This window comes from Capnocytophaga sp. oral taxon 338 str. F0234 (assembly GCF_000192225.1).
Taxonomy (GTDB): Bacteria; Bacteroidota; Bacteroidia; order Flavobacteriales; family Flavobacteriaceae; genus Capnocytophaga.
Genome location: NZ_GL872413.1, coordinates 1,481,670 through 1,493,107, shown reverse-complemented (window position 1 = coordinate 1,493,107; position 11,438 = coordinate 1,481,670). Strand labels below are relative to the sequence as shown.

The window sequence follows — 11,438 nt, the reverse complement described above, 5'->3', positions numbered from 1 at the left end:
ACCTTTTTCAAAATAGCTTTCAATTGGAAGTTCTCTCCATAATAGCTTTCAATTGGAAGTTCTCTCCATTGTACCCCTGTTTTTAATCTCTTGAGAATCAATAAAAATATTGAAGCTAAATCAAAATTACTTTTAAATCCTCTTTTTCCTACACTTAAAAAGGAAATAATCCATTTATTTATTTGTATCTTTGCCCAAAGTTCCTGAATTTTGGTATTTTTTCTCAAACACAAAATTACTAATTTTCGGGAACTTTTACTTCTCTAAAAAAGTTTAAACAGCTTTCCAGCTTAAAATTGACCTTGCCGCAATTGACCGTAGGATACTCTTGTCCATTACTCCTGAGAGTAGTGGTGCTGAGGAAGGGGAGTCTGTAGAGCAGGGGGAACAAGAGTCTCAAGAGCAGCATAACACTCCTGAAAAGCAGGAAGTAAAATCAGGGGTGAAATTCAGGATGTAGGGGCAACACAGCAGCCCCTATATTGCCTATATAACTCCTATATACGCCCTATATACATTATCTCCGTATATAGGGTAGCTATAGGGGATTACTTATTTATAATTTGCTATATCTCATTGAGATAGTACATTTCTTAGGCGTGAGATAGATTTTGTTATAAGCTCACTTTACAAACTTTTACTAACACTAAATTGGTAAAGTATTAGTCGTTTTATTGTAAAACGAACCAAAACATAAAAAGACAAAAGTGTCTAAATATTTTATATCTATATGATTATCAGTAGATAACAAAACATTTTGAAAAAATCTTGTCTTTTATTTTGTGATGTAGAATATTTTTAGTAATATTGCACGCAAATTTATCAATTTTCATTCTTTATGAAGAAAAGTTTGCTTAAATATCTACCCAAACTCGATACCACAGTCTTTCTCACCTTTGGCGGGATACTTTTGCTCGGGCTCATAATCTTAATATACCAACTCAATCACCGCACAGACTGCACTGAAGCCAAATATATTATCCACACAGACGACTTCATCACTAAAAATCTCATTGAGTTCATCGATAATACCAAAGGAGCTACTTCTTGGAAGTGGGATTTCGGGGATGGCTCTGCCGTAGATTACAACCAAAACGCACTTCACTCTTACAACAAGGCAGGACAATACATCGTTACCCTTACCATCAATAACACTTGCAGTTTTCAAAAAATAGTAACTATCACAGACCCTGATGCCGATTCAGGCTATCTGCCTGTTATCATCGCCCCCAATGTAGCCTTTGAGAGGGATACCATCAAGTTTAACGCCCGCAAAGAAGGTGGCATTTCTTTTGAGTGGAACTTTGGCGAGGGTGCTGGTACTGATGCCCTTGGTGAAAAAGTTACTTATAGCTTTAAAACCACTGGCAAAAAGACGGTTTCTTTAATCGTCAATGGCGATATAGAGCATATCGCCACGAAAACTATCTACATCGCCCCTAAACATATTGCTGCTAAAAAGAAAAGCGATGTATCCTCTTACGAATTTGAAAAACCTCATTCTGACTTTGAGTTGCCTCGTGGCAAGGTTCAAAAAGACCCTTTGGTAGATTTTATTGGACACCTACCTGTAACCCCTGCACCCCAAAAGGAGAAAGACAGTATTCCTTCCCCTAAAAAAGCACCAGATATCTCAGTAGAACAGTTCCAACTCTTGCTGGGTCAAGTAGCCGCACAATCCAAGACCAAAGACGATTTTAAAGAGTATCTCTGTGGTAATTTTAGCACTCCTGTGGTAGTAAACAACCAAAAACTCGTACCCTTTGAACAGCTTTGTAGGGATATTGCAGGTAAAAAGATTAAAATCTCCACAATGCGCCTACAAAAAGATACTAAAAACTGCATTCAGAATATCCATATCTACTATAAAGTCAAAAAATGGGGCGTATGGATAAAGGAATAAAAATCAAACTACTAAAAATACAGCAAAATGGCACAGAAACATTTAGTATGTCAAGGGGCAACCTGCCAATGTCAATTTGGCAATGCTCCCGATAAGTTAAAGGTCTTAACCCAGACCAAGGCATTCATCAATGAGGAAGAGCCACAAGAGAAATTGGTAGCTACAACTGCGGATATAGGAGCTACTTTTGAGAAAAACACTTTTGGGCTATGTCAGATGCAACCACTACCAGGTGGTGGTTATAAACCCTGTCAGATAATGATAGCCCAATGGAGCGGTGCTTATGAGAATATTACCTATGAGGAAAACAATGGACACCCACTCTTAGAGGACAGCAAAGCCACCTGCCCCATAGGTGATAAGGATTGCATCAGCATCATCAATCACGGACAAGTGGCTGAGATAACAAACCGCAATCTACATAGTGCTGACCCTATTAAAATGGATATGATTAATCCTTTTATGGATTTTGCTACATTTAGAAATAAGGAAGAAGATAAGTTAAACAAAACATCTTTTTTCATTGAAGATGCATACTGGGTTGATGAAAAAGGAGAAAAAACACATCTAATGCCTATAAAAACAAATAAGATGTTGTTTTTTATAAAGTTTAAAGATGAAGCTATTAATAAACAGTTTAAAATGGAACTAAAATCATTAGATCCAATCATTGATGATGATTTATTGGTAAAAACAAATTGTTATGTATCTTCTTTGCTAATGAAAATAGAAATAGATATTAGTGGAAAGATCTTTGTCAAAGGAAATGATCCTATACAAAAATTATATTGTAAGATTGAAATAGAAGGTAATAAATATAGTTATCCTTCAAGTGAAAAAGACTATTTGGTAGTACATGCTATTCATTATATTCCACAAGTAATGAGAGCTCAATCACCACCTTGGGAAGTTGCTGCAAGGTGTCAAGAAAGATGGTTTTCTAAAGAGTTAGCTAGAAAACCAAATTATAGCGATCCTGTTACAGATATTCTTACAATAGATTGGGTGTTTAAATACTCAAGAGTTCATCCTTTTTTTAAAAAAATTACAGGAAAATTATGGGAAACAGAAAAATCAAAACAGTTATTTTGTCAAAGATTAAGAGAAATGTATAATTATATAGACCCAATTACTAAAAAGAGAGATTTAGATCTACCCATAATAGTAAATAGCTCGAAAGAATTTGGATATTTTGATAATTCTGTTTTTAGGATGAATAATGAAAATATAAAAACTACTTTATTGGATAGATATTATATAAATGAAGTTCCTTTTGTGGGAAGTACATCTGATAATCTAGATGATTTATATGGAGCTGTTGGTAATTTTATTTTTAGAATTACACCAAAAGGGATAATTACATATTTAGGATATGATAAATATAAAGTACAATATTCTCAAATAGCGGTTTACTTTATAGACTCTTTTGATTTTCAAGATGATAATTCCAAAATTAGTCAGCCACTTGGTTTTTGGGACATCAATAATAATACCATCTCAAAAAAAAATCCATTTGGATCTTTTTATATCAATAATAATTCTTATAATAAATATCAGAAAGATTACAATAAAGGTGGGGATTATATGAATATTTCCAATTATGATGTTATAGAGATATATGATGAGTTTTCTTTTAATATATTAAGATACCCCAAATATAACTATTTCACTTTATTAAATAATTAAGACAATGGATAGAATACTATTTTTCAGCATTGGAATTAGCATACTCATTCCATTAGTACAGTTGTTTTATCTATTCTATCGTAGATTTTTTAATAAAGATAGTAAATTTATTCAATATTTATTAGCAATATTAAGTGTATTTGCTTATGTAAGTTTGAGTTTTGTAGTTATAATGTATATAAAACCAACAGTTTTTGATAGTACAGACTTTCATAATACGATTGTTATACCTATTGCAGCTTATTTGGTAATGAATGTAATTATAATACTACAAAAATATATAGCAAAAAGTAATACCATAGGTATATTACTGATAATCAATCTTATTACACTGATAACTATATGCTATTACTTATTGCTGACAACTACCTATGAAGAGGGAGATGGAGATGTATTTTATAATTCACACAAACAGATAATGATTTTTAGTTACACTGATTTTATCGGGGTACTACTATTAAACACATTGACATTTTTCGTTATTAAAAAGTAAAAGATTTTAGAATTCTATGCAACAAAAGCCCTACACTCAGGAAGTCCAAAAAGCCCTTCAAATAGCCCAAAAGATAGGCAAGGAGCATATCCACGCTCATTACTCAGGAGCTCACTTGCTGAAAGCAATGCTCAACCGCGATTTGTCTTTGCTTAAAAGTTTAGAGGCAAAGGGCATTGACGTGTTTTACTTAGAGGAATGGGCAGAAGTGCGTCTTGAAGAACTTCCTAAATCCACGCATACTTATAGCTGCGAACCTGACGAGGTGATTGATACCATCTTCACAGAGGCAAATGAAGTCGCTGAAAGTCTTTTAGAGGAAGAAATAAGTCTCTTTGCAGTGATGGTAGCCATTAGCAGTCCAGGGGTAGCTTTTAGCTTTGACCAGATGAAGACCTTTCCTGTCTCTCGCGCTGAACTCCTGAAAGACCAAACCGTAAGCGGTACCATCTTCTCTAACAACACTCCTGACGAACCCTCAGCAAAAAAGAAAAACAACTTCTTACAAAAATACTGCATCCACAAAAACGCACAGGTAAAACCTCAAAAAGAAAAAGACCTTTTAGTAGGGCGCGATACTGAAATCAACAAAATCATTGAAATACTTTGCCGTTTTAACAAGCCTAATGTGCTGGTCATCGGTGATTCAGGAGTGGGTAAAACAGCTGTTTTAGAGGGATTTGTACAGAAAGTGGTATGGCAGCAAATCCCAGAACTGCTCGCGGGTTTAGAAGTCTTTGAGTTGGATATGGGAGCTATCGTGGCTGGAGCTTCTTATAAGGGCGAGATTGAAGACCGCTTAAAGAACATCGCTCAAGAGCTTAAAGCACTTCCCAAAGCAGTATTTATCATTGAAGAAATCCACTCTATTTTGGGCGGACAAGCCTCAGACTCTTCTATTGCAAACTTGCTCAAAAGCGAACTCTCCAAAGGCTTACGGCTTATTGCGACCTCTACCATTGAAGAATACACCAAAAAGATAGAAAAAGAACAAGGACTATCAGGTATGTTTGAACTTTTAAGATTAGAAGAAAGCGATGACGATACCCATTTTAGGATGCTCAAACAAGCCTTAGCCGACTATCAAAAGCACCATAACATCAGCATTGACGACCTGACTATCAAGGAGGCGATTCGCCTTTCCAAGCGTTTTATGAAGGAGCGCAGTTTGCCTGCTTCGGCAATTGACCTGATAGACCAGACAATGGCATCGCTTAAAACAGCAGGGGAGTCATTCTTAAAAGAACGCAACTATTTTATAGGCAAAGTATTGGAGCTAAGAGAAAACAAAAAGCTCCTCAGCGAAAAAGACCGCCAATTGCTGGCTCAGTGGCTTTATAAAGACCTATGCCAAAAACTGCAAAATCTCAGCAGCTCAGAGAGTGAAACACAAGATAATACCACTCTTACTGAAAATACCCCTACTGATGAGCTTCTTGACCTATGCCGCAGCCTTATTGATCGTATTGAAGACATAGCAAAAGAAAAGCGAAACCACATCACTCAGTACGACCTTGCTTTTATCATCTCTCAAAAGACCAACATTCCTATTGGCAAGCTCAAAGAAGAGGAAAAGCAGCGACTCAATGATATGGAAAACGTATTAGCCCAACGGGTGGTAGGGCAAGATCACGCCATTGCAATTGTCTCTGAGGCTATCTTGGAAAGTCGTTCAGGCTTAAATAAAGCAGGACAGCCCATTGGTTCTTTTTTCTTTTTAGGTCCCACAGGTACGGGAAAGACAGAGCTTGCCAAATCGCTTGCTGAGTTTTTATTTCAAGATGAGAATGCTATTATCCGCTTTGATATGTCTGAGTTTAAGGAAGAGCACTCAGCTGCTTTGCTCTATGGGGCACCACCAGGCTATGTAGGTTATGAAGAGGGAGGACTATTAGTAAATAAAATACGTCAAAAGCCTTATGCTATTGTGCTTTTTGATGAGATTGAAAAGGCACATAGCTCGGTATTTGACGTCTTCTTGCAGATAATGGATGAGGGTAAACTCCACGACCGTCTGGGCAAAGAGGGAGACTTTTCTAACGCTATTGTGCTCTTCACTTCCAATATAGGCTCTGAGTTTATCGTACAATCCTTTGAAAAGGGAAATATCCCTACTTCTTCTGAGCTTTTAGAGCGAATGAGTGGTTATTTCCGTCCTGAGTTCTTAGGGCGACTTACCGAAACGATACCCTTTGCCCCTATCAGCAAGGGGAATGCGCTTAAAATCTTTGAGATACACTTAAAGAAAGAGCTGTTGGACTTGGTAAAGAATATCAACATACAGTTAGAAATCACCAATACCGCCAAAGAACAGCTTTCAGAAGAGGGGTATGATATCAAATATGGAGCGCGACCTTTAAAGGGCGTCATCCGCGCTAAACTGCGCCGTCCCTTAGCTAAAAAGATTATTGCAGGAGAGTTTAAGGAAGGAGACAGCATCATAGCCGATTGGCAGGAAGGGAAAATCGTGTGGAATAGAAAAGAAGATAACAACATAAAAGATAATGTATTATGAGCCAAAAACATTTAGTATGCTAAGGAGCAACCTGCCAGTGTCAATTTGGCAATGCTTCTGATAAGTTAAAGGTACTTACACAGACCAAGGCATTTATCAATGAGGAAGAACCCCAAGAGAAATTGGTCGCTACAACTGCCGATATAGGAGCTACTTTTGAGAAAAATACCTTTGGACTATGTCAGATGCAGCCACTGCCAGGTGGAGGGTATAAACCCTGTCAGGCAATGGTAACTCAGTGGAGTGGTGCTTATGAGAACGTTACTTATGAGGAAAACAACGGACACCCCCTTTTAGAGGACAGCAAAGCCACCTGTCCCATAGGTGGCAAGGACTGTATCAGCATCATCAACCACGGACAAGTGGCTGAGATAACAAACCGCAATCTACATAATGCTGATCCTATTAAAATGGATATGATCAATCCTTTTATGGATTTTGCTACATTTAGAAACCAGAAAGAAATGTCTAAAACTCCTAAGTTAATTGATTATTATATTACAGATGTAGAAGGGAATAGAATAGAATCTGACATTACTAATTATATTGGAGACAAAATAATTGTACATATAGAAACACAAGATTTAATTAATGATAGAATTAACATTAATATGAATAATAAATTTATTGATTTCATTTATAAAGGAGAAAAATTAGAGAAAGATACTCTAAAAAATTATGAGATCACTAAAAACCACGAAGAGATAGAACTGTTTATAGAAAAAGAATATTAATTATGGAAAAAATAGATATTGTATTAGAGATACCAGGCATAGAACAAGAGAAAACTAAAAGTATAAACGTAACATATAAAAGGCTATTACTATATGGAGGAGCAAGAAAAAGTCAAGATAATAATACATTTAAAGCTGCAGCTGAGGTAGTAAAAAAGGACTATGGCAATGATGGGGAAATTATTTTGATAAAAATTGAAGGAGGAGGACAATTTGTTGTAAATAAGATTAATTCATATTCGGATAATTCTATCCAATCTATCGATTTTTTTACGCACGGCAATGATAGGTCGCTATTATTTAAATTTGATGATAGTAAAAATTATCAGGAATTATATATAAATGATACTGAAGAACAAGAACAAGGCATAACCTTTTGGGATAGATTAGGAAGTCTAATTGGTATAGGATTAGATCCAGATGAGAACAAGAATGGTGCAGACATTAGTGAAATTAATTACAATGTTTTTACAAATTCTGCAAAAATAGAATTTCATGGTTGCAATACAGCATCGGAACCTAAACTAAAAGAAAAAATAGAATTAGAAAAGAAAAAAATACCAATTAACTTTGCATCGGAATTCTCTAAAAGGTTATATAATGCGGGGAAAGAAAGAGCTGTTGTAATAGGACATATAACTCAAGCCAATCCTAATGGTATCAAAAATGATTATAGACACGGCACAAGGAGAGTATATCATAATGGGAAAGAACTATTTCTTTATAGAAAAGAAGGAAGAATTTTAGGATCTGAAATTAAGAAACATTTAAAATGAGAACAATATATATATTATTTATTTATTTATTTATCAGTTGCTCTGATAAAACTCACTTAGCAGATAGATGTATAAAAAATCAGATTTTTTCAGAAAATTATGATAGTATTTCTGTGGATATAAGATATATTGGTTATGCTTGTTCAGAATGTCCTCAATATAATATAGAAAAAGTTTATTATTCTGAAAATAAAGAAGAGTACTTTTATTTTAACAAAGAAATATATATTAATATTTTAGATAAAGAATTACAAAATCAAATAGATACAATAAAATATCCAACACACTGGAAATATAGAGTAAATGGACTTTTTAGCAGAAATGGTTTTGGAATGGGAAAGTTAGATATTTATACAGGAAAAATACTTAAATTAAATTTAGAAAAGTAAATAACATCTATTTCCAAAAATATTTTATATCTTTGCCCGCGTAAAGTTCTTAGAAAGAACGTAATAAGAATAAAACCATAATGACCTATAAGAGACTCATTTACATATCAGCACTCATCTTTTACAGCCGCTTGCTCAACAGGTAAGTATATCCGTGAGGTGCCCTATCATTATTCTATGGATAGCTTTCGCAAAGCCATGCAAGTTCATAAGGACAGTATAGATGCCAAATACACAGAAAGCAACTACAAAGATGAGCAGCTTTCAGATGAGGAAATACGGCTTAAAGAAAAGTATTCCATCATCTTAAAGACGATGCCACAGGACATACGCAATTATCCCTTATACGCTTATATTGATGCTTGGATAGGTACGCCTTATAAACCGCAGAGCTTGGATAATTTAGTATGTCAGGGAGCAACCTGCCAATGTCAATTTGGCAATGCTCCCGATAAATTGAAGGTACTTACGCAGACCAAAGCATTTATCAATGAGGAAGAACCCCAAGAGAAATTGGTAGCCACCACTGCCGATGTAGGAGCTACTTTTGAGAAAAACACCTTTGGGCTGTGTCAGATGCAACCACTACCAGGTGGGGGCTATAAACCCTGTCAGGCAATGGTAACTCAGTGGAGCGGTGCCTACGAGAATGTTACCTATGAGGAAAACAACGGGCATCCACTCTTAGAGGACAGCAAAGCCACCTGTCCCATAGGCGGCAAGGATTGTATTAGTATTATCAACCATGGACAGGTGGCAGAGATAACAAACCGTAATCTACATAGTGCCGACCCTATTAAAATGGATATGATCAATCCTTTTATGGATTTCGGTAAGTTCGTAAATGATATGCTTACAAAACCAGATATTACAGAAGCCTATTTCACAGACTTACAGGGTAATAAAATAGATCTAGGAGAAGATGAACAAGATGTTTATTTAGTAATTGAAGGTGAAAACCTATCAGGACTAACAATGGATTTTAACCTCAATAATAAAGATCTTGACTTCAAATACAAAGGCAACATCTTAGAAAATGATACATTAAAAGATTACGTCTTTATAAACGATACCAAAGAACAAATACCCCTAACAGTTATTATAAACACTAAAAAATAACTCTTATGGCAACAATTACAATCACACTAAGAGAAACAGGAAAATCCGTAACCGCTACCCTTAAAGCTGCTCCTCCCAAAGATAAAATAAATATCAAAATACTAAATAATTTAGATGAGGGATTCTATGATAATACATCTCCATTACAAAAAGATAAATATGGTTTTATAGTAGGTAAAATCTACAAAATTAAAGCAGAATACAATAATGTTAATATTACAGAAGTAAAATGGGAATTTCATTATCGCAATAATTATCTTTCTACTAAACAAGGTCTCATCAAAAAAATTAGCTCACAAGGAGATGAAATTTTCTTTAAGTTCCCTTCTGACTACTGTGGAGGGTTAATTATAGTAAAAGCATATATTTATTATAAAGGAAAGACTATAGAAGGACGTGAAGAATTTTTTATGCACAACGCCTTTAGATGGTTTGATAGAGTAAAAGTAGAAAATAGGATAAAAAACATAGCAAATGACCCTTCCATATTAAACCAACACGTAACACCACTTTGTGGTACAGCGGCATTACTTTATTTATTTGTAAGCGAGAATAAATACAAACAACTCTTCCAAGATGAAATGATGAAATTTTTTAGGACAGGGAAAGGCAAATTGAATAACTTTACTTTAGACCCTAACCCTGAAATATTTTCTATGAAGCCAATTGTTGGCAACTCCGATTATCCTCATTATGAAGATGATCTAACTGACATTATGCCACAAGCAGATTGGATTTGCCTTGTAGGAATGAGAAGCAGCAGTGATAATAAGAATTATACAGGAAAGTCAGGAGAGACTTGGGATGGTATTAATTGGGTGAGCTATATGAAAGAAGGGTTGAAAAATCTTTTTCCAAATAATAAAATAGAAGATAAAACTTCTATTATTACAGGGTTTGATTATACAGAAGACCTTAAAACAATAGAAAAAGAATACAGAAAGGGAAAGCGAATAATTCTATTAATTGATGTAGATATGTTTAAAGATAGCGTAAGTTATTTTGGGTGTCTTATAGGTTATCATTGGATTGTTTATAAAGGAGATCTAGTTATTAATGGAGATAAACGTACTTTTTCTTACTACTGCTGGGGTCAGGATTTTTGTGTTAATGACAAAGATCATCTAATTTTTAGAAAAATTGTTTTTAATACTAATTATTATGGATACATCATATTTTAACAAAATAACAAAAATAATATTATTTGCCACTTCTTTTTTATATTTATTACTATCTTGTAATAATCCGACTGGAAAGTTACTGTATGTAGGGTTATCAGAATTATCAAGGCACATTAATTTTGTGGGTTATAATAAAAAAGAAATAGAAGAGATTAAATTATATATAAAAAAAACTAATGATGTTAAAGAAAGTATTGATTTTAGTTTTAAATTAATAGATACTATTCCATTATCTCGTTATAAATTTGAAACTATAATCTCTAAATATAATGATATTTCACCAAATGATACTATTTTTATTCATATAGAAAATAAAACTCATACAATAACCTCTGTTAAAAATGAATGGAGACGAATAGGCACTGACCTCTTAGGATTTCCAGAATATAGACCTGTATTTAGTTTTATTTTTGATGGTGATAAACCTTCAGGACATAGTATATATTTTAAAAGAGGAGAGAAACCCTTTAGAGATTAAGAGACCTTCTTAATACATAAACGTATGAAAATAAATATCCTTTCTATTTTCAAAAATATTTTATATCTTTACCCCGCGTAAAGGTCTTAGAAAGAACTTAATAAGAACAAAAACCGCAATGACCTATAAGAGACTCATTTACATATCAGCACTCATTCTTACAG

The 11,438-nt window shown here is 34.3% G+C and carries 8 protein-coding genes and 2 pseudogenes; 9 read left to right on the top strand and 1 reads right to left on the bottom strand.

The genetic code is table 11. The features are described from left to right. A pseudogene (locus HMPREF9071_RS12380) lies at positions 1 to 227 on the bottom strand (hypothetical protein); the annotation flags it as partial. A 611-nt stretch (positions 228 to 838) separates the two neighbouring features. On the opposite strand from HMPREF9071_RS12380, the gene HMPREF9071_RS06795 reads away from it, so the two are divergent. The 9 genes and pseudogenes from HMPREF9071_RS06795 (at position 839) to HMPREF9071_RS06750 (ending at position 11,274) form a co-directional block, all read left to right on the top strand. Beyond that, positions 839 to 1,903, top strand: coding sequence for a PKD domain-containing protein (locus HMPREF9071_RS06795; RefSeq protein WP_009745866.1), 1,065 nt, complete (start codon positions 839 to 841; stop codon positions 1,901 to 1,903). A 27-nt stretch (positions 1,904 to 1,930) separates the two neighbouring features. After that, positions 1,931 to 3,589 carry a DUF6402 family protein gene (locus HMPREF9071_RS12530; RefSeq protein WP_009745865.1) on the top strand — a complete coding sequence of 553 codons (1,659 nt, stop codon included), beginning with the start codon at positions 1,931 to 1,933 and terminating at the stop codon, positions 3,587 to 3,589. A 509-nt stretch (positions 3,590 to 4,098) separates the two neighbouring features. After that, positions 4,099 to 6,597, top strand: a complete 2,499-nt coding sequence (locus tag HMPREF9071_RS06780) for an AAA family ATPase (RefSeq protein WP_009745863.1) — start codon at positions 4,099 to 4,101, stop codon at positions 6,595 to 6,597. Between the two features lie 83 nt (positions 6,598 to 6,680). After that, positions 6,681 to 7,331, top strand: a pseudogene (locus tag HMPREF9071_RS12670) (DUF4280 domain-containing protein); the annotation flags it as partial. A gap of 2 nt (positions 7,332 to 7,333) precedes the next feature. Then, positions 7,334 to 8,107, top strand: a complete 774-nt coding sequence (locus HMPREF9071_RS06770) for a hypothetical protein (RefSeq protein WP_009745861.1) — start codon at positions 7,334 to 7,336, stop codon at positions 8,105 to 8,107. Then, positions 8,104 to 8,496 carry a hypothetical protein gene (locus tag HMPREF9071_RS06765; protein ID WP_009745860.1) on the top strand — a complete coding sequence of 131 codons (393 nt, stop codon included), beginning with the start codon at positions 8,104 to 8,106 and terminating at the stop codon, positions 8,494 to 8,496. Before HMPREF9071_RS06770 ends, HMPREF9071_RS06765 begins: the two co-directional genes overlap by 4 nt. Positions 8,497 to 8,655: 159 nt before the next feature. Then, complete coding sequence (locus HMPREF9071_RS06760; RefSeq protein WP_253908265.1) at positions 8,656 to 9,615, top strand: DUF4280 domain-containing protein; 960 nt, start codon at positions 8,656 to 8,658, stop codon at positions 9,613 to 9,615. Between the two features lie 5 nt (positions 9,616 to 9,620). Beyond that, positions 9,621 to 10,796: a hypothetical protein gene (locus HMPREF9071_RS06755; RefSeq protein WP_009745858.1), complete on the top strand. Its 1,176-nt coding sequence runs from the start codon at positions 9,621 to 9,623 to the stop codon at positions 10,794 to 10,796. After that, positions 10,777 to 11,274 carry a hypothetical protein gene (locus tag HMPREF9071_RS06750; protein ID WP_009745857.1) on the top strand — a complete coding sequence of 166 codons (498 nt, stop codon included), beginning with the start codon at positions 10,777 to 10,779 and terminating at the stop codon, positions 11,272 to 11,274. Before HMPREF9071_RS06755 ends, HMPREF9071_RS06750 begins: the two co-directional genes overlap by 20 nt. Positions 11,275 to 11,438: the final 164 nt, after the last annotated feature.

What these genes read in the sequence shown, in the direction of transcription:
- HMPREF9071_RS06750 (WP_009745857.1), top strand. Translation starts at nt 10,777, where the DNA reads ATGGATACATCATATTTTAACAAAATAACAAAAATAATATTATTTGCC.
- HMPREF9071_RS06755 (WP_009745858.1), top strand. Translation starts at nt 9,621, where the DNA reads ATGGCAACAATTACAATCACACTAAGAGAAACAGGAAAATCCGTAACC.
- HMPREF9071_RS06770 (WP_009745861.1), top strand. Translation starts at nt 7,334, where the DNA reads ATGGAAAAAATAGATATTGTATTAGAGATACCAGGCATAGAACAAGAG.
- HMPREF9071_RS06765 (WP_009745860.1), top strand. Translation starts at nt 8,104, where the DNA reads ATGAGAACAATATATATATTATTTATTTATTTATTTATCAGTTGCTCT.
- HMPREF9071_RS12530 (WP_009745865.1), top strand. Translation starts at nt 1,931, where the DNA reads ATGGCACAGAAACATTTAGTATGTCAAGGGGCAACCTGCCAATGTCAA.
- HMPREF9071_RS06795 (WP_009745866.1), top strand. Translation starts at nt 839, where the DNA reads ATGAAGAAAAGTTTGCTTAAATATCTACCCAAACTCGATACCACAGTC.
- HMPREF9071_RS06780 (WP_009745863.1), top strand. Translation starts at nt 4,099, where the DNA reads ATGCAACAAAAGCCCTACACTCAGGAAGTCCAAAAAGCCCTTCAAATA.